Here is an 18,254-nt window from a genome sequence, read left to right as displayed (position 1 = left end):
CCGCCCGGGCGCTTGCCGCCGCCTGAGCGGCCGCCCTGCGAGCCCTGGCGCGAGCCGCGCCGATCGGTGGCGGCTGCGGCTTCCCCGCCGCCGCCGGCTTCCGCAGCGGCCTCGCCTTGTTTCGCGTCGGTTCCGTCGGCTTGATCGCTGCCGCGCTTGCCGGAGGAGCGGTCGCCGCGGCCGCGCCGATCGGCTGCCGGCGGACGGCTGTAGCTGTCCTCTTCGAATCGGCGCACGCCAGGCACGATCACAATGTCGTCCGGACCCGGCTCCTCCGGAGGGGCATCCGGATCGGCGCTGAGCGGCTCCTTCAGCTCCATGATGAAGTAAGCGCACCCGAAATTGCAATATTCATTGACATATTCCATGATAGCGGAAAAAGCCGTATCCCGGTTCGCTTTGGGGCTATCGTCCCGATAGAAGCCCTTGAGCCTGAGCTGGCTGTAGCCCCAGTCGCCGAGAATATAATCGTAGCGCTCCAGGATGTCGCTGTAGCGATCGCGGAACACCTCCGCATTCCAGGCGGCTTTGTGCTCATGGATAAGCTCGTACTTTCTCGTGCCGACGAATATCAAGTCCGTACCCTCCTCGCGGGCAGGCAGCTGCTGCTTAGACGCCTGCAGCCGCTCCAGTTGCGGATTTCACCTGTTCATGCGCATGGTAGGAGCTGCGCACCATAGGACCGGATTCCACGTGGCTGAAGCCGCGCGCCATTCCTTCTTCCTTGAGCTGCTTGAACTCGTCCGGATGGACGTAGCGCTCGACAGCCAAATGGTTCGGGGACGGCTGCAGATACTGGCCCAGTGTCAGAATATTGCAGTCCACGGCGCGCAGATCGTCCATTGAAGCCAGAATTTCTTCGTATTTCTCTCCGACGCCCAGCATGATGCTGGATTTGGTCGGAATGTCGGGATTCATTTCCTTGGCGCGCTTCAGAAGCTCCAGCGAGCGGGCATATTTGGCGCGGGCCCGGACTCGGTCGGACATGCGCTCGACCGTTTCGATGTTGTGGTTGAGGATGTCCGGCTTGGCGTCCATGACAATCTGCAGCGATTCCCGCTTCCCGAGAAAATCGGGAATGAGAACTTCGACGCTGCACAGCGGAAGCCGCTTGCGGATGGCTTTGATCGTCTCGGCGAAAATCATCGCGCCGCCGTCGGAGAGGTCGTCGCGTGCAACGGAGGTGACGACGCAGTGGCGCAGTCCCATCTGCTCCGCAGCTTCGGCCACGCGCTCGGGCTCCTGGAGATCGAGCTCCGTCGGCAGGCCCGTCTTGACCGCGCAGAAGCGGCAGGCCCGCGTGCAGATATCGCCCAGAATCATGAAGGTTGCCGTGCGGTTGGCCCAGCATTCGTAAATATTGGGGCAGCGAGCTTCCTCGCATACCGTATGCAGCGTCTTGGAACGCATCATATCTTTAAGCTCGGCATAGTTGCCGTCCGTCGACAGCTTGATCTTCAGCCATTCCGGCTTCGGGAGCTTCGGCTTGGGAGCTCTCGTGCTCATGAAATCCCCTGCTTTCCTGTAAATCGCTCATAAATCGCGTATAAGGTACGATAGCGTCAAACTGTCATCTATTATAACATGTTTCGGATAAAAACCAATCGCCATGCAGAACCTAGGGCAAAGCTTCATTTTGCCGTGGAGGTGGAATACCGTGTTGAAAAGAATGATGTTCGCGGCGGCCTCGATTTTGCTGCTGTCCGCAGGCTGCGGAGCCGCATCCGCCGCGGCCGTGCCGGAATCCGCCGGACAGGAGCAGGCTCTGGAAGCGTCGTCCAAGGAAGAGCGCAAGCCGGTATACGCCCGGATGGCGCTTCTTACCGGGCTGTCCTGGGAGCAGGTCGCCGCCCTCGACCAATACGAGCGGACCCTCGGCAAAGCCCGTCCCAAATCAAGGCCGAAACTCGGGAAATGGGCTGGCTTATATGTGACCCCGGAACAATGGACCGGCGCTCTCAACCCCGATGCCGACGACCGCAATCCCGATTCCATCCTCGTCTTCGGCGGGATAGGCAAGGACGGCGACGGTGACGGGAAGGCCGATCCGGCCAGCGACCTCGATCTGCTGTACTCCCAATCGGCCGCGGTCGCCAAATATGGAACGGCGCCGGACGATTTCGTCATCGGCGTGTGGGAATACTACCATAATATCCGGGCCGTCCAGCGGGTGAGCCAATTCGCCCAGCTGTACAAGACCTACGGACGGGTCGATCTGTCCGGAAGCGCGTTCCCCGTCCCCGTTGGAACCAACTACTCCTATCGCAGCACCTGGGGCACCGCGCGCGGCTGGGGAGGCCATCGGACGCACGAGGGAACGGATATTTTCGCGGACTACGGCCTTCCTGTGCGGAGCACCTGCTACGGCATCGTCGAGAACATGGGCTGGAACAACTACGGAGGGTGGAGAATCGGAATTCGCGACGCCGAGAACCGCTACCACTATTACGCCCATCTGTCCGGCTTCGACAAATCGCTGAAAACCGGACAAGCCGTCACGCCCGGCCAGACGCTCGGCTGGGTCGGCAGCTCCGGATACGGCAAGCCCGGCACATCGGGAAAATTCCCGCCCCATTTGCATTACGGCATTTATCGCGACCGGGGCATGGTGGAGTGGGCTTTCGATCCTTATCCGCTGCTGAAGCAGTGGGAGCGGCAGGAGCTCAAAGCCAAGAAGGCGAAAGGGAAATGATTCCGCAAATAAAGCAGGCGGAAGGCTCGCGGCCTTCGCCTGCTTTATTGCTTGTCTGTTGATAAATCAAGGCTCGCCGCTCGCCTGAACCAGCGCATCGGAGTTATCCTGGAGGCTGTGTCCCCTCTCGCTCAATGCTGCCCGGAGCCGCCGCCGGCCGTTTCCGGAGTCGTCGGGACGGGAGGCAGGGCGAGAGCAGGCGCGCTGGCTTTCGCGTCACCGACCGGATTGCCTTTGCCATCGTAATAATAGCTCGGAACATCGCCGACCACCATCAGATAAGAGACCGGTATTTCCGTCTCCAGCGACTGGGAGCTGGAATCGAAAGGAATGATGACGGCCAGCTCGGTTTTGATCCGGATATAGACCTCAACCAGAACCATGTTGATGCCGGCATCGCTTTTGCGCGTGCCCAGCTCCACCTGAGCGTCTCCGAGCGGCTCGAAGCGGACCGGAATGCGGGGACCGAAGGAAGACAGCAGCGCGCTTCCGAAAGCCTGGCCGATCGGAATGCCCTCCTTGAACTTGTCGCTGTCCTTCAGCGTGCTTTGCACCGTCTGGACCGTTTGCGCGGTTATTTTCATATGCTCGTTGTAATTCATCATGAAAGCGGCTATCTTGCCATTGTCGCCTGTCTTCCAATCGATCAGGTTCTGCAGATCCGTCCCGGAAGCCACCTGTTCCGTAATCGCCTTGTTGATCGCTTCGGTCATGATCTGCTTCACCTTGATCTGCGCCACCCTCATCAAAGGGGGCTGAAGCTTTCTTTCGACGAACACGTATGCGTTCACCGTGCCGGCCAGAACGAGAAGGGCCAGAAACAGCAGCCACCACCGCTTGCGGATTTTCCGCGGGCGCGGAAAGGATGGAGGCGTCCGCCCTTGAACTCGAACAGCGCTCATTCTTCGCGAGGCCGTTCGGGCCGACGGCCTCCACTGCGCGGGCGGCTTGGAAGCTCCGGGCCTCCAGCCTCCGGAAGCACGCGGCTTGGCCATGCGCATTCGTTTGGCCGGAGCAACCGGCAGCTTCCATCTGACTCGCCTTCCCCATCGGGCCACTGGCCATCCCTCCCGGCTTCAATCGCTTTTGCTACAGCCTATGCGTACAAGGCCGCAATCAGAAGGACAATGCCGGGATTTAAGCTATGACCCGCTCCTGCGAAAAAGCCCCTGCCTGCAAGCTGCAGACAGGGGCTTGCCGGAATCATCGCCGCCCGCGTGAGCAGTTGGCGTGCCATTTGCGGCTGCCGTACTCATTCATAGACAGCGAAGCGATGCACGGGACCCCCGTTAGCCGGGCTGGAAGCCGCATTTTCGTCGACGCCGGAAAGACGGGCTGCAAGCTCCTTGAACCAGTCCTCGTCCTTGGTCATCAGCGCCAGCTCGATCAGGCTTCTCAGTTCCGCATCTGCGGCAGGCTTATGGACATCCAGCTTGCGCACCTTCGATGTTCTCGCTCCGACCTTTTTGCCTACGATGCGTTCGCGGTCGCTCTGGGTAACGTGGATCCGGCAGGTGTCGGAGTCGACCGAATCGATAAAACCGATGAAGCGTTCATCCATGACTGTAGTCCCGCTGACCCAGTCCCCCATGCCGATAAGGTAATCTACTGAACTCATTTTCCCATGCCTCCCCAGAATCTATATTCAAAAAAGTGACAGTTAGCTCGTAAAACGTCTCCGCACCAACGCTCGGCAGCCTATCCGAGCGCTGCGGTCCGGGCGGACTTGATGCGCTCCAGCACGTCGCGGATCGTCATGCTTTCCAGATGCTGAAGCAGCTTCTCCTCGGTTTCCATGAAGATGACATCCATGACGTTCGCCATATTGCAGGCGACAAGACAATCTCCCTCTTCGGTACCGGAGCACCACGAAGGCTTCATCGTTCCGATGGAGGTCGCTCGGTAAATCTCGGCCAGCGTCACGCTCTCCGGGCTGCAATGAAGAATATAGCCCCCGCCCAGCCCTTCCTTGGTCACAACGTAATTCCGCTTTTTCAAGCAGCTCATCACTTTGCGGACTCGAGAGGGATGCGTATTCACGTTGTTCGCAATCGCTTCGCTCGTCGCCATCCGATCAGGGCGGTATGCCAAATAGACGAGGCTATGCACGGCAATCGTGAATTCACTGTTCATGATATCCTCTCCCCTCTGCAAGCTTACTGTTATTCTATCGGTAACAGTTGTCGAAGTCAACTGAACCTGGAATGACGATTGAACGGCCTACTCGCCACTGCCGGCGCTCACCGGAGCGTGCAAGCCGCGCCGTCATCCAATGCCTAACCGGCACAATGGAAGGAGTATGGGTGCCAGCACTCATTTACTCGAATATAAGCGGCTTTAAATTCTTTTAAATTAAACAAAATTAAATTGTTGCAAAAGTTTTATTCGAATCCTATACTATTGTTGAATTATGGAAACGCATTCATTTATTCTGAAGGAGGTGACCGTCGCTTATCGAATCGCCTTGAGGCGCAGTCGCCGGCTTCCTATGGAAAGCAGCTGCTGCCGATTTTGCTCCAAGCAGCATGAGTCGGCACCAAGGTAAGGCTTGGCCCATCAACCTTCAGGAGGTTTTGTAACGTGTCCATTTCCCGCCCCGCCTGGCTGTGCGCTATTGCGCTGATTCTGGTCTCGATTGCGCTCGGAGCCGTCCACTCCCCTTCCGCCGAGGCCGCAACGGTCAACCTGGCGCTAGGCAAGCCGGTAACGGTCTCCTCGGTCCAAAGCTCCGAATATGGCGGCTCCCACGCCGCCGACGGCAATACATCCACCCGCTGGTCGTCCAATACGAGCGATCAGCAGTATATCATCGTCGATCTGGGCGCAGCCCGCTCCATCTCCAGCGTTGTGCTGCGCTGGGAGGCCGCTTATGCCAAAGGCTTCCAGATTCAAACGTCGAACGACAATTCGACCTGGACAACCGTCTATTCCAATTACAGCGGCACAGGCGGCACCAACACGATCACCTTCACCGCCAGCGCCCGCTATGTGAAAATGTACGCCTTCACGCGCGCGACCGCCTACGGCTACTCCCTTTACGAATTCGAAATTTACGGCGACGATGGCGGCAGCTCTTCTACCGGAAATCTGGCTCTCGGCAAGCCTGTCACCGTCTCCTCCACCGAGGATTCCACGACTCCGGCATCTAATGCGGTCGACGGCAATGGTTCCACTCGCTGGAGCTCATCCTATGCCGACCAGCAGTACATCTATGTCGATCTCGGGTCCCCGCAAAGCATCGCCAAGGTCGTGCTGAAATGGGAAGCGGCCTACGCCAAGCAGTTCCAGGTGCAGACCTCGACCGACAACAGCACCTGGACGACCGTTTATTCCAATTACAGCGGCACCGGCGGCACCACATCGATCACCTTCTCTCCCGCGTCAGCACGCTATGTCAAGGTATATCTGATCCAGCGCGCTACGAGCTACGGCTTCTCTCTCTATGAATTCGAGGTCTACAACAGCGCCGGGGGCGGAAGCGGCACCGGCGTCGCGGCCGTCAAGCAGCGCGTTCTGGATTACCTGAACGGAATTTCCGGCAACCATACGATCGTCGGCATCGAGAACAAAAACGCCGGTACGCCGACAAGCGACAGCAACACTGTCGCCTCCATCGCCGGACGCACGCCCTCCTTGTGGGGCGGCGACTTTGGCTTCGGCAGCGGAGCTGTCGACAAGCGCCAGACGATGATCAACGAAGCCAAAAACCAGTTCAACAAAGGCGCGCTCGTCACGCTGATGTATCATGCCTGCGCTCCGAACCGGGATGAATACTGCAGCTGGGACGATATCGGCGGAGCCAATCCGGCCAAGCTGACCGATGCCCAATTCACCCAGCTCACGACGCCGGGAACGAGCCTGTACAACGCTTGGATCGGCCGCCTCGACACGCTGTCCACGTATTTGCAGGACCTGGAGAACAACAATGTCGTCGTCCTGTTCCGCCCCTTCCACGAGATGAACCAATGCGTCTTCTGGTGGTCCTGCCACAAAGGGTCGAACGGAACCGCCAAGCTGTACCAGATCACGCATGATTATTTGACGAATGCAAAAGGACTGGAGAACATCATTTGGGTCTGGAACATCCAGGACTTCTCCAATCTCAGTACGGAAATCGACGCCTACAATCCGGGTGCTTCCTACTTCGATATCGCTTCGCTGGACGTCTATAACACGGGATACACCACGACGAATTACAATACGATGCAACGAGTGTCGGGCGGGAAGCCGATTGCGATCGGCGAATGCCAGTTCATGCCTTCCTCCTCGCTGCTCGCCAGCCAGAACAAATGGATTTACGCGATGCTTTGGCCGGACTTCATCGAGGACAATCGAAGCGCGCTCCCGGGCATTTACGCTGCCGCCAACGTGTTGACGCTCGATGAAATGCCGGGCTGGAAATAGTCAGGAGCATCGCCTTTCCAGCCATGGATGGACAAAAAACGTCCGGCACAGACTTCTCCTCGCCTTCAGGTCCGCATGATGCGGGCCTGTTCGGCTTGAACTTCATGTTCGCGTCAGCTTGACCCTGGCATGGTCCCGCTATATGGTTTAGTTATGAAAGAATGGATCGCAACGAAATCGCAGGAGGAATGCCCAATGTCAAAAGCAGCAGCCATTACCGGAGCCTCGTCCGGAATCGGCCTCGCATCGGCTCTGAAGCTTGCCTCGGAAGGCGTCCGGGTTTATGCCGGCACGCGTAATCTGGAGCGTGATTCCATGCGTCATGCCGGAACGGCCAATCTTACTTTTCTGGAAATGGAGGTTACCGATCCCGCTTCTCTGGAGCGCGCCTTTCGGACGATTGAAGAAGAGCAGGGCCGGCTCGATCTGCTGTTCTGCAACGCCGGATTCGGCTGCTTGCGAGCGCTCGGACAAGCGGAGATGGCTGATATCGAGCGTGTATTCGATACCAATGTGTATGGGGTGATGAATACGATCCGGGCCGCTCTTCCGCTGCTTCGGCGTTCCGGGCAAGGATATATCATGACGACTTCAAGCGTCGGCGGACTCGTCGGGCAGCCTTTCAATGAAATTTACTGCGCAAGCAAGTTCGCGGTGGAGGGACTGATGGAAAGTCTCGCTACCTATTACAAGCCTGCCTTCAACATCGATATCACGCTGCTGGAGCCGGGTGCGATCGCGACCGAATTCACCGGTACGGTCATGAATCATCTGCAGCAGACCGGTGGGATTCTGGAAGACGAGTACAAGCCGATCCTCACCCGGTATATGGACAATTTCGCTGCCCGCACCTCGGTGCCGCAAACCTCCGAATCCGTGGCCGAAGTCGTCTGGAGTCTCGTGCAGGCGGCGGACAAGCCGCTTCGCATCCGCACTTCGGAGGCAGCGGAAGCCTTTGCCCGATTCAAGACGGAGCAGGATCCGACCGGTCTTATCGGTCTGAAGAATACGCGCAAGCTTCATTTGAATATAGACGAGGAACAATAACAAATTCCAGTCAAAACAACCCGTGGCCAAGGGAACGCTGACGTTCACTTAACCGCGGGTTGTTTGTCTTATTCGCGAGCTTTAATCCTTTATGACCTCGGTACCGGCAATAAAATCATGAATAGATCGTTTGTCCTCTCGAACGCCGACCATAATTGCGCTCGCAATGGCTCCGACGCCAAATGAGATGGCGTAGATAAGGCCCGCTACCAACGTACGCAGCAGCATGGTACCGATACCTGGCGGCTGTCCGTCGCTGACCTTCACGATTCGTATGCGGCATATCCGTTTCCCAACGGTGTACCCGTGCCAAAAAACAGGCACAAGCAAGGAATACAGAAACATCAATAAATTCGAAAAAAAATCATCTCCAAAATCCCTTCCTGTGAAAAGCATGAAGAAAAGGGAAATCGGCAGTGCAACAATAAGAGAGTCAAGAAGGCTCGCGCCCAGCCGAATCCAAAAACCGGCATTTTCATTTCCGCTCATCTCTGTCCTCTCCTCCCAGCAGCCTTCCCGTTCCAAATGAAATGTCCGGAAATGCGCTTTTATTTTTACAGAATAGACGATCAAATTTCCATGATCTATTTCATTCCATCCATGATTCATAAAATTCTTCCGCATTCCAGAAGAGATGGAATCCGAAAAGCAATATAATGATTTTTAAATTAAACATCAACTTGATCCCAATTATAAATAACATAAAAAAGTTGAAATAAAAATACGAAAAAATATATCATGTTTGTTACGAAACATAATTTAAGTCTTTTTAATTTAATCAAGTATTCATTCTCTTCCATCCTCCCCATATCCAATTTCTTTTTAATACTCTTGCGTAATTTAAACAGGATACGAAACTCAATTATCCCCATTAAGCCCCATAACAAGGTGAAGACTAAAAATAATGCATTTGCTAGCGACAAAAGCATCCCAATTCCTACATCAGATGTTCTACTAAATCTAAAACATAAATTAGCCATTACTGTTAATCCGAATAATATAAATCCAATATAGCTCAAAATGGGTCTACTATAGTCCTTCATTCGAATTCCTCAATTCAGTCAGAGTCTGGTGATCCGTCAGCCCTTGGTGGGCTTGCATTCCTTTCCCTTAAGAACATCGGGCTGATCCTGACTGCTAAATCAATCGAACAATTCGCTCATCTCCCTACAAACCATCCTCCAGCCGTCCAAACCCTTGCTGCTGGAGCCAAAGCCCGCAGACGGCGTGCCAGTTCGCGACATGGGGATCCTCATCCGCGAGGCCCATGCCGTGCCTTCCCTTCTCATAGACATGCAGGTCGAACGGTACGCCGGCGCGGCTGAGAGCGGCTGCAAGCATCAGGCTGTTCTCTACCGGGACGGCGCCGTCGTCCGATGTATGCCAGAGAAACACGGGCGGAGTGTCTGCGTTTACGTGAAGATTCGGACTCAGCCGTTCCACCAGCGCCGGATCGGGATCAAGGCCGAGCAGATTGATGCGGGACCCTTCATGGGTATAGGCGAGGTCCATCGAGATGACCGGGTAGCAGAGGATGGCCGCGTTCGGCCGGCTCGATATCCGGTCCTCCGGATCCTGGGCATCCGGCCGGCCGTCATCGTACAGCGTCGCCGCAGTCGCGGCGAGATGCCCGCCTGCAGAGAAGCCGAGCACGCCGATTCGATCCGGATCGAGGCCCCATTCCAGCGCATGATAGCGAACATGGCGTATGGCGCGCTGCACATCGTCCTGCGGGGACGGATACGTATAAGGCGCGACTCTATAACGCAACACAAAAGCAGAGATTCCGAGGCCGTTCAACCACAGCGCGACCGGTTCTCCTTCATGCTCGGCCCGCATCCCATAACCGCCGCCAGGGCATACGACGACGGCGCTTACGGCGCCTTCAACCAGGTAAGCCTCCAGCGCCGGACGGTCCTCCTCTCCGTCGCCCGCTGCCAGAGGTGCGCCGGAAGGCCATAATTCGATCATTTGGCGATTGTCGCTCATGACATGCCATCTCCTTTTTCCATTTCGTTCCCCTGCAAGCCATGTCTCTGCTTAAGCGGAGACAATTGAAACCCGATCTTGCCTGAAGCTATTGCTTCGCGAATCCATCCCGCTACGCAAACCAACCCGGAAACTTCCGCTGCAAATAGGCCAACTTGGCCTCGGTCTGCCTCGACCCGCCGCCCTCGTGGCCATTGAACGGATAAATGTTCATCTCCTTCTCCGTCCGGATCCGGTTATAGGTCGCGAAATACATCTGCGGCGGACAGACCTCATCCTTGAGGGCGACCGAAGCGAGCACCGGACAATGGATGCGGTCGGCCATGTTCATCGTGTCGAAGTAGCTCAGATTGTCCAAAACGAGATCCGTCTGCTCCGGATGCCGCTTCAAATATTCCGTGACGCCGCCGAAAGCGCCGTGGCAGCCCTCGACGCGGGCCTCGAGATTGCTGTTGCTCGGCACGTCGACCAGGACGGCGGCGGGACGGTCGTCCAGAGCCGAAACTGCCATCCCGAGCGCCCCGCCCTGGCTGACGCCTTCGATGACGATGCGGGTCGGATCGATCTCCGCCTGGGCGCAGGCGAAGTCGATCGCCTTGAGACAGTCCATATAGGCATACCGATAATAGTACTCCATCTTGTCATGAACGCCTTTGACGGCGACGTTCCCGACAAAGCCATGCGTGTAGGAAGCGCTGTTCCCGGTCGGTCCGCCCTGGTCGCGGCAGTCGACGGAGAGCACGGCAAGGCCCATCATCGCCCAATGCATATGATCCGACGGCTCGCCTCTGCTTCCCGAGAAGCCATGATAATGGATGAGGCAGGGATAGCTTTCCTTCTTCAAAAAATGCGGAACGATCAGCCATCCCCGGATGGAGGTCTCGTCCATTCCGTTATAAGCGATATCGTAGACGCCGACATGCCGGCTCGGATAGTCGATCTCCGTCCGCTGCGGCTGCAGAGGCACCTTCTTGGCCTGATTCAAAGTAAGCTCCCAAAAGGCCTCAAAATCCTCCTTTTTAGTCAGCCCGGGCAAATAACCGTAGAGATCCTTCGTTGCCTTCTCGATATATCCCATTCCCGCTTGATGCTCCCTTCTGATCGACTCGAAAAACCAATCCATGCTTTCAACATTCGACTATAACGCCTGTAGTCCTCCCTTGAGGCAATCTCCTTTTGCTTTCGGTCCGCTGTGCACGGCATTGTGCGCTCGTACAAAAAATCGCCTTCCCGGCCTCGTCTCGAGGGGAAAGGCGATTCTGGATTTCAAGCAAGCCGTCAAGCCAAATGACAGGCCACATAATGCTCTCCGCCCATATGGCGGAACTCTGGAACCTCCAGCCTGCAGCGCTCCACGGCCAGCGGGCAGCGCGTATGGAACTTGCAGCCGGATGGCGGGTTGGCGGGATTCGGGATATCCCCCCGCAGCACGATCCGCTCCCGCTTCAGCTTCGGAATCGGCACCGGCACCGCCGACAGCAGCGCCTTCGTATACGGATGGAGCGGCGTGAGGAACAGCTCGTCCCGCGTGCCCGTCTCCATCATGGACCCGAGGTACATGACCCCGATCCGGTTGCACAGATGCTCCACCACGCTGAGATCGTGAGAGATGAACAGATAGGAAAGATTCCGGGTCTCCTGCAGATTGCGGAACAGGTTGATGATCTGCGCCTGGATGGAAACGTCGAGCGCCGACACCGGCTCGTCCGCGATGATCAGATCCGGATTCAGCGCAAGCGCGCGGGCGATGCCGATCCGCTGGCGCTGTCCGCCGCTGAATTCATGGGGCAGACGGTCGATATGGTAAGCCGACAGCCCGCAGGAAGCCAGAACCTCCTGCACCCGCTCCCGGATCTCTTCCTTCGGTACCAGCCCGTGGTCCAGGAGCGCCTCGCCGATGGCATCGCCGATCCGCACGCGGGGATTGAGAGAGCTGTAAGGATCCTGGAAGATCAGCTGCAGCTCGGGACGCAGCTTGCGCAGTTCTTCGGAAGGAAGATGATACAGATCCTTTCCTTTGAAGCGGACTTCGCCTTCCGTTTTTTCCGTCAGCCGCACGATCGTTTTGCCGACGGTGCTCTTGCCGCTGCCGGACTCGCCGACAAGCCCGAACGTTTCGCCCGGACGAATCGTCAGGCTGATGTCGTCTACCGCTTTGACATGTCCGACGGTGCGGTTCAGCACCCCGGCCTTGATCGGAAAGTATTTCTTCAGATGCCGCACTTCCAGCAAAGCCTCAGACATGGGCCAGCGCCTCCTCTTCATACAGCCAGCAAGCCGTTTTCTGGCCTTGCCCGACATCCTTCAGCTTCGGCTCCCGGGTCCGGCAGATCTCCATGCAATGCTGACAGCGATCGTGGAAGTAGCAGGATTCCGTCAGCTCAAGCGGATTCGGCACTTGTCCGGGAATGGAATACAGCGTGTCCTTGCGCTGGTTGATGATCGGCTTGGACTTCAGCAGCCCTTGCGTATACGGATGCTTCGGATTGTTGAACAGCTCCACGACTTCGCCTTCCTCGACGACCTTGCCGGAATACATGACCACGACGTAGTCGGCCATCTCCGCGACGACGCCGAGATCATGCGTGATGAGCAGGATCGACATCCCGCCTTCATCCTTGAGGCTGCGCAGCAGGTCCAGAATCTGAGCCTGGATCGTGACGTCGAGAGCGGTCGTCGGCTCGTCGGCGATGAGCAGCTTCGGATTGCAGGACACCGCGATCGCGATCATGACGCGCTGCAGCATGCCGCCGCTCAGCTCATGCGGATACGAGTCCATGATCTGCTCCGGCCGCGAGATTCCGACGAGAGTAATCAGGTCGATCGCCCGCGCCCGCGCCTCCTTCCGGCTCAGCTTGCGATGCTCCATCAGCGGCTCGACAATCTGCTCGCCGATCTTGAGCACCGGATTCAGCGACGACATCGGCTCCTGAAAGATCATGGCAATGTCGTTGCCGCGCACGGTCCGCAGCTCGTTCGCCTTCATGGCAAGCAGATCGCGGCCGTCGAACTCGATGGCGCCTCCGACGACTTTGCCGGACGGGCCTTCCACCAGCCCCATGACCGACATCGCCGTAATGCTTTTGCCGCAGCCGGATTCCCCGACGATGCACACCGTTTCGCCGGCCCGCACATGCAGGCTCACTCCGTCGACGGCCCGCACCGTGCCGGCTTCCGTGCTGAAATGCGTTTTCAGTTGCTCAATATGCAGCAAGTCTTTCACGACCCGCACCTACCTTCCCTTTTTCGGGTCCAGAACGTCCCTCAGACCGTCGCCGAAAATATTGATGGCGACTACCGTCACGAAGATGGAGAGACCCGGCGGAATCCACAGCCAAGGACGCTTCTCGAAATCGATCATGTTGTTGGCCGCGTCGATCATGTTGCCCCAGGTCGGAGTCGGCGGCGTGACGCCGAGGCCGAAGAAGCTGAGTACGGACTCGCTGAGAATCGCGCCGCCGATATTCAGCGTGGCGATGACGATCAGCAGCGGCACCAGATTGGGAAACAGATGGTTGAACAGCTTGCGGCGGCTGCGCAGGCCGAGCACCGTCGTCGCCTGCATGAACTCGCGTTCCCGGAGGCTGAGAATCTGGCCCCGGACCATGCGGGCCAGTCCCGGCCAGCCGACGATCGCCAGCATGATCATGACGATGTACATCCGGTAGTCGGGAGGAACCTTCCATTCCGAGAGGAGCGCGCCTGCGATGAAGAGCAGGGGAAGGCTGGGAATGGTCAGCAGCAGATCCGCCACTCGCATGATGATCTGATCGGCTACGCCGCGGTAATAGCCGGCGATGATGCCGAGCAGGCCGCCCAGCAAGACGGACAGCACCATGGATGCCAGTCCTACCGTGAGCGAGATGCGGCCCGCCTGGAGCACGCGGGTCAGCACATCCCTGCCGAGCGCATCGTTGCCCAGCCAGTGCTTGGCGCTTGGGGCTTTGTTCATCAGCGCCATATTGATCTTGTTGTCCGCGTACGGAGAGAACATGGGGCCGAGGAAGCAGACCGCAAACATGAAGACGACGACGGCAAAGCCGAATACGGCCAGCTTGTTCTTCAGCAGCCTGCGGAGAGAATCGCTCCAGAGCGAGGACTTCGCCGCCGCTTTCGCTTTCGCGCCGGCCTTGCCCGGTCCGGCGAGCTCGCCTTTTGCTAGTGACATGAATGACAGCCTCCTTCCTAGAGTTTGACGCGCGGATCCGCCACGCGGTACAGAATGTCGGACAGCAGCGTGCCGATGACGGTCAGAACGGCCAGGAACATTGTGAAGCCCATGAGCAGCGGATAATCGCGCAAGCCGAACGACTTCATGTACAGCTGGCCGATGCCCGGCCAGTTGAAGATGCTCTCGATGATAAGCGAGCCTCCGAACAGAGCCGGCAGCTCAAAGCCGACGAGCGTAATCGCCGGCAGCAGGGCGTTGCGCAGCGCGTGGGTGAACAGCACCTTGCGCTCGGTCAGCCCTTTGGCCCGCGCCGTGCGGATATAGTCCTGCTTGAGGACATCGATCATATTGCTGCGGAAGTATCTCGTCAGAGAGCCGAGGCCGAGCAGCGTCATGACGGCGACCGGCAGCGTCATATGGCGGATGACTTCAAGAGCATAAGCCCAGCCGGTCGCATTGCTGCCTGTCGTCGTCATGCCTCCCGGCGGAAGCCAGTGGAAATCGACCGCGAAAATCTTGATCAGGAACAGGCCGATGAAGAAAGAAGGAATCGACATCGCTCCGAATATGACCAGCATGACGATCGTGTCGAACCAGGAATACTGCTTGTACGCCGCGATGACGCCAATGACGACGGCGATGAACCAGGTGAGGAAGGTAGACACGACGGCGAGCAGGAATGAATTCCAGATGTACTCGTTGAAAATCGTCAGCACCGGCTTCTGCTGCGCGAGCGAGTAGCCGAAGTCGCCGTGCAGGGCGTTGCCCATCCAGGTGAGGTACCGTTCCATCAGCGGCTTGCTGAGGCCGTAAATCTCGCGCAGCTCTGCCTTCCGCTCCGGCGTCAGCTTGATGTTCCCGCTGATGAAGTCGCCCGGCGTCAAGGCATACAGCGAGAAGATCAGGAAGGAGGCTGCCAGCAGGATCAGAATCATATAGCTCAGGCGGCGGATCAAATATGTGCTCATATCGGCTCCTTAACAGGTCATCCCCTGCCGCGCTCAGCCCGGCAGGGGATGGATTCTTTTATCGCAGCGAAACGATTACTGGACGTCCTTGAGCGACCATTGCGGCAGGCTCGCCGCCAGGCCGTAGAACGGGCTCACAGCCAGATTCTCGATCCTGGCGTTGTACGCGTACACGCTCTTCTTGTAGCTCGTGAAGATGACCGGAAGCTCGTCGTTCAGCAGCTGGTAGATTTCCTTGTAGATCGCTTTGCGCTGCTCGATGTCGGTCGTCTCCAGACCTTTTTTGTACAGCTCGGTGAATTTCGGGTTGCTGTAGCCTTTGACCTCTCCATCCACGAACTGCATCAGGCCGTCCGAAGGATCCGTAAGCATCGGAGTCGAGAAGGAGACGAGATCGTAATCCCCGCCTTCCACCTTGGAGACGAGAGAGTTGAAGTCGGCAAAGATTTCCGGCTGGAATTCCACGCCCAGCGCCTGATAGTTCTCTTTGGCTACGGCGATGAAGATATCCGTGTTCTTGCTCTTGGAGCCGAGATAGTGGATCGTCAGCTTCTTGCCGTCCTTCTCGCGGATGCCGCCAGCGCCTTCTTTCCAGCCGGCTTCGTCCAGCAGCGACTTCGCTTTGTCCAGGTCGTACTTGTACGGGTTGATGCCTTCTTCCGTGTACGCCCACGAGATCGGGGACGAAGGAATGTTGGCGATGCTGCCCGCTCCCTGCGCCGCATCCACGTAGATGCTTTGACGGTCGAGGCCGTAGGTCAGCGCCTGGCGCACCTTTTTGTCCTTGAGCGCTTCATGCTCCAGGTTCACCTGCAGGTAACCGTATGTGCTCGGCGTATACGGAACGATATTCACGAATCCGAGAGACTTCAGCTTGTCGATGTTTTCCTGGGTGGCGCTGAAGGAGGCGTAGTCGACCTCTCCGGTCTCCAGGTACTGCCAAGTGTCGCCTTCGGATGTTTTGTAGATGAAATTCGGCGTTTTCGGCTTGTCGCCATAATAGTTCTCGTTGGCTGCGAAGCGCACTTCCTGCCCAGGCGTGAACTTGACCAGCTTATAAGGCCCGGTGCCGACCGGAGTGGTGCTCAGCGACTTCATGTATCCCGTGTCGCCTTGTTTGTAGTCCTTGCCGTAGTATGCCTTGGACAGCACATCGCCGCCGAGCGTCGTCAGCGCGGCTGCATTGGCCTTCTCCAGCGTCACGCTGATCGTCTGCGGATCCGCGATCTTGATGCCTTCGATGGAAGCGGCCTTGCCTTCTTTATAAGCGTCGGAGCCTTTGATGCCGAGAGTGTTCACCTGCGAGTCGCCGTCATAGGACTTGTCGTTCAGAATCGTCCAGGTGAAGGCGACATCCTCGGCCGTAAGCGGCGAGCCGTCGCTGAACTTCAGTCCCTGGCGCAGATGGAACGTATACGTCCGTCCATCCTCGGAGGCTTCCCATTTCTCGGCCAGACCCGGGATCGGCTCCGCCTTGTCGTTCACGAGAACGAGCGGGGTGTACAGAAGGGAGGATACGTTGCCGTCATAACCGCTTTGCTGGAAGTAAGGCGTAAAGGCGCCGCTCGGATCCGTCAGGCCGACGATGATCGTGTCGGTGCGCTGCTTGGCTGCCGCCGGAAGCTTGGATAGGTCGGCTGCCTGGATCGCTCCCGCAGCTCCGTCCGTCGAGGCGCCGCCTGCATTGTCCGCGCCTGCGTTCACGGCTGTGTTCGTGGATCCCGTTGCTCCGCCCGAATTGGCGGCGCTGTTTCCGTTGCCGCTGTTGTCCGAGCATGCGGACAGCAGCAGCGTTCCTGCCAGCAAGATGGAAATGGATGCAGAGACTGTCGTTCTTTTTTTCATAAGACCCTCCCGCTCAATCGAATAGTAGTGTATAATTCCGATTGATTAAGTATGAATTACTGAATTATCCCCATTATAGGAGCCTTGTTCGGTTCTGTAAAGAGAGAACTTTAAATATTTTCTCCATACAAAGAATCTACGAGGCCACAAAAAGAACCATTCCAGTCGATCGTGACATCGAATCTAAAATGGTTGGGTTCGGCTCAGCCTTCGATATAGGCTTTCAAAGCCGCCTGCATCCTCTCCAGAGTCCCTTGCCGCAGGCTGTACACGGTCAGCGTCTCCCCTTCGAAATGGGCGTGGATGAGCCCGGCGCTCCGCAGCTTGCCGACATGGTCATGCGTAATCCCCTTGGACAGCTGCAGATGTCTGACGATCTCGATGAAGCTGCGCGGTCCTCCATGCAGGTAACGGAGAATTTTGAGCCGGCTCTTCTCGCCGAGGGTTCGGATGACGCGGAAATCATGGGCGGAGAGGAAGTCCTCCTCGCTCATATCGATTCTGGCGGAATAGTAGCAGATCGTAAGCCGGCGGAAATGGCTGATGATATTGACCGGCTGGAAATGCATCTGGGGGATAAGCACCAGATCCTCCAGTCCCGGCACCGTCTCGAACACGAGACCGTTGGTCGTCTCATCGACGAAAGCCTTCTCCTCCGACCCGGGCAGGACCGCGTTCCGCTCCTTCTCTACTTGCCTCAGCCTTTCCAGGACCGCCGGATCGGCCGAGTGGAAATATTGCTCCTGCCAGCGGGAGAAGACGGAAGCCGTCAGCTCCCTGAACGCCGCCATATCCTCCGGGAACTGGCTGCTGTAGGGCGCCATCATTTCGTACATGTCTCCTGCGCTCAGCCCGCGGAGCCAAGCGACGAAGCCCGCGGCGTCATCCGCGGGACACAGGTGGATCAGCAAAAAGGTGAACTTCCAGTTGGCGTCGATCGCCAGCTCGTCCAGCAGCGCGGCGAATTCCGGCGTGAGCCGATCTCTGACCTCCGCCGCCCATGAGGACGGAAGATCGAGCTTTTTATGGGACTTGCGGCATATATAAGCGTGCAGACTGCTCATCGCTTCATGCAGCGGCTTGAACATGATGTGGACTTGATAGGTCATAATGGCACGCCCTTTTTGCGCTATCCTTA

The 18,254-nt window shown here is 57.5% G+C and carries 17 protein-coding genes; 3 read left to right on the top strand and 14 right to left on the bottom strand.

Annotation, left to right across the window (positions count from 1 at the left end; all coding sequences use genetic code 11):
• Positions 1–575: YutD family protein (locus tag VE23_RS26155; RefSeq protein ID WP_157054102.1), on the bottom strand; the 575-nt coding region annotated here is incomplete at its 3' end.
• Positions 576–609: 34 nt separating this feature from the next.
• The gene (lipA, locus tag VE23_RS23595) at positions 610–1,506 is read right to left on the bottom strand and encodes a lipoyl synthase (protein ID WP_048745058.1); all 897 of its coding nucleotides are present in this window, start codon (positions 1,504–1,506) and stop codon (positions 610–612) included.
• A 163-nt stretch (positions 1,507–1,669) separates the two neighbouring features.
• Between lipA and VE23_RS23590 the strand changes: the two genes are divergently transcribed.
• On the top strand, positions 1,670–2,692 hold the full coding sequence (locus tag VE23_RS23590) for a M23 family metallopeptidase (RefSeq protein WP_373864550.1): 1,023 nt from the start codon (positions 1,670–1,672) through the stop codon (positions 2,690–2,692).
• Between the two features lie 131 nt (positions 2,693–2,823).
• On the opposite strand, the gene yunB is transcribed toward VE23_RS23590, so the two are convergent.
• From yunB to VE23_RS23575, 3 genes are all read right to left on the bottom strand, one after another.
• On the bottom strand, positions 2,824–3,750 hold the full coding sequence (gene yunB / locus VE23_RS23585) for a sporulation protein YunB (RefSeq protein ID WP_157054039.1): 927 nt from the start codon (positions 3,748–3,750) through the stop codon (positions 2,824–2,826).
• Positions 3,751–3,944: 194 nt separating this feature from the next.
• Positions 3,945–4,310, bottom strand: coding sequence for a hypothetical protein (locus VE23_RS23580; protein ID WP_048745060.1), 366 nt, complete (start codon positions 4,308–4,310; stop codon positions 3,945–3,947).
• Positions 4,311–4,390: 80 nt separating this feature from the next.
• A complete protein-coding gene (locus VE23_RS23575; protein ID WP_048745061.1) occupies positions 4,391–4,825 on the bottom strand; it encodes an RrF2 family transcriptional regulator in 435 nt (144 codons plus the stop codon).
• A gap of 447 nt (positions 4,826–5,272) precedes the next feature.
• Here VE23_RS23575 and VE23_RS26150 point away from each other — a divergent pair, with 447 nt between their 5' ends.
• Together VE23_RS26150 and VE23_RS23565 are read left to right on the top strand one after the other, a co-directional pair.
• Positions 5,273–7,096, top strand: coding sequence for a galactose-binding domain-containing protein (locus VE23_RS26150; RefSeq protein WP_049869332.1), 1,824 nt, complete (start codon positions 5,273–5,275; stop codon positions 7,094–7,096).
• Between the two features lie 195 nt (positions 7,097–7,291).
• Positions 7,292–8,143: an SDR family oxidoreductase gene (locus tag VE23_RS23565; RefSeq protein WP_049869331.1), complete on the top strand. Its 852-nt coding sequence runs from the start codon at positions 7,292–7,294 to the stop codon at positions 8,141–8,143.
• Between the two features lie 81 nt (positions 8,144–8,224).
• Here VE23_RS23565 and VE23_RS23560 read toward each other — a convergent pair whose 3' ends face one another.
• The 9 genes from VE23_RS23560 to VE23_RS23515 all read right to left on the bottom strand — a co-directional run bounded on the left by VE23_RS23560 (position 8,225) and on the right by VE23_RS23515 (position 18,225).
• Positions 8,225–8,632: an RDD family protein gene (locus tag VE23_RS23560; protein WP_049869329.1), complete on the bottom strand. Its 408-nt coding sequence runs from the start codon at positions 8,630–8,632 to the stop codon at positions 8,225–8,227.
• Positions 8,633–9,310: 678 nt separating this feature from the next.
• Complete coding sequence (locus tag VE23_RS23550) at positions 9,311–10,132, bottom strand: alpha/beta hydrolase (RefSeq protein WP_084781641.1); 822 nt, start codon at positions 10,130–10,132, stop codon at positions 9,311–9,313.
• Between the two features lie 112 nt (positions 10,133–10,244).
• Complete coding sequence (locus VE23_RS23545; RefSeq protein ID WP_048745084.1) at positions 10,245–11,210, bottom strand: acetylxylan esterase; 966 nt, start codon at positions 11,208–11,210, stop codon at positions 10,245–10,247.
• 200 nt (positions 11,211–11,410) lie between these two features.
• A complete protein-coding gene (locus tag VE23_RS23540) occupies positions 11,411–12,376 on the bottom strand; it encodes an ABC transporter ATP-binding protein (protein ID WP_048745063.1) in 966 nt (321 codons plus the stop codon).
• Complete coding sequence (locus VE23_RS23535) at positions 12,369–13,355, bottom strand: ABC transporter ATP-binding protein (RefSeq protein ID WP_048745085.1); 987 nt, start codon at positions 13,353–13,355, stop codon at positions 12,369–12,371. The genes VE23_RS23540 and VE23_RS23535 overlap by 8 nt, the downstream gene beginning before the upstream one ends.
• Before the next feature lie 9 nt (positions 13,356–13,364).
• Complete coding sequence (gene opp4C / locus VE23_RS23530) at positions 13,365–14,300, bottom strand: oligopeptide ABC transporter permease (protein ID WP_049869326.1); 936 nt, start codon at positions 14,298–14,300, stop codon at positions 13,365–13,367.
• Positions 14,301–14,317: 17 nt separating this feature from the next.
• A complete protein-coding gene (locus tag VE23_RS23525) occupies positions 14,318–15,271 on the bottom strand; it encodes an ABC transporter permease (RefSeq protein WP_049869325.1) in 954 nt (317 codons plus the stop codon).
• Positions 15,272–15,346: 75 nt separating this feature from the next.
• Positions 15,347–17,116, bottom strand: a complete 1,770-nt coding sequence (locus tag VE23_RS23520) for an ABC transporter substrate-binding protein (protein ID WP_048745065.1) — start codon at positions 17,114–17,116, stop codon at positions 15,347–15,349.
• 203 nt (positions 17,117–17,319) lie between these two features.
• Complete coding sequence (locus VE23_RS23515; RefSeq protein WP_049869324.1) at positions 17,320–18,225, bottom strand: ArsR/SmtB family transcription factor; 906 nt, start codon at positions 18,223–18,225, stop codon at positions 17,320–17,322.
• Positions 18,226–18,254: the final 29 nt, after the last annotated feature.

Origin of the sequence: Paenibacillus sp. D9 (assembly GCF_001188365.1) — a bacterium.
GTDB lineage: Bacteria > Bacillota > Bacilli > Paenibacillales > Paenibacillaceae > Paenibacillus_O > Paenibacillus_O humicus.
Note: the sequence above shows the minus strand (reverse complement) of the source record. Positions and strands in the feature narration are given on the sequence as shown.

What these genes read in the sequence shown, in the direction of transcription:
- VE23_RS23580 (WP_048745060.1), bottom strand. Translation starts at nt 4,310, where the DNA reads ATGAGTTCAGTAGATTACCTTATCGGCATGGGGGACTGGGTCAGCGGG.
- opp4C (WP_049869326.1), bottom strand. Translation starts at nt 14,300, where the DNA reads ATGTCACTAGCAAAAGGCGAGCTCGCCGGACCGGGCAAGGCCGGCGCG.
- lipA (WP_048745058.1), bottom strand. Translation starts at nt 1,506, where the DNA reads ATGAGCACGAGAGCTCCCAAGCCGAAGCTCCCGAAGCCGGAATGGCTG.
- VE23_RS23540 (WP_048745063.1), bottom strand. Translation starts at nt 12,376, where the DNA reads ATGTCTGAGGCTTTGCTGGAAGTGCGGCATCTGAAGAAATACTTTCCG.
- VE23_RS23525 (WP_049869325.1), bottom strand. Translation starts at nt 15,271, where the DNA reads ATGAGCACATATTTGATCCGCCGCCTGAGCTATATGATTCTGATCCTG.
- VE23_RS23520 (WP_048745065.1), bottom strand. Translation starts at nt 17,116, where the DNA reads ATGAAAAAAAGAACGACAGTCTCTGCATCCATTTCCATCTTGCTGGCA.
- VE23_RS23545 (WP_048745084.1), bottom strand. Translation starts at nt 11,210, where the DNA reads ATGGGATATATCGAGAAGGCAACGAAGGATCTCTACGGTTATTTGCCC.
- VE23_RS23575 (WP_048745061.1), bottom strand. Translation starts at nt 4,825, where the DNA reads ATGAACAGTGAATTCACGATTGCCGTGCATAGCCTCGTCTATTTGGCA.
- VE23_RS23515 (WP_049869324.1), bottom strand. Translation starts at nt 18,225, where the DNA reads ATGACCTATCAAGTCCACATCATGTTCAAGCCGCTGCATGAAGCGATG.
- VE23_RS23590 (WP_373864550.1), top strand. Translation starts at nt 1,670, where the DNA reads ATGATGTTCGCGGCGGCCTCGATTTTGCTGCTGTCCGCAGGCTGCGGA.
- VE23_RS23565 (WP_049869331.1), top strand. Translation starts at nt 7,292, where the DNA reads ATGTCAAAAGCAGCAGCCATTACCGGAGCCTCGTCCGGAATCGGCCTC.
- VE23_RS23560 (WP_049869329.1), bottom strand. Translation starts at nt 8,632, where the DNA reads ATGAGCGGAAATGAAAATGCCGGTTTTTGGATTCGGCTGGGCGCGAGC.
- VE23_RS23550 (WP_084781641.1), bottom strand. Translation starts at nt 10,132, where the DNA reads ATGAGCGACAATCGCCAAATGATCGAATTATGGCCTTCCGGCGCACCT.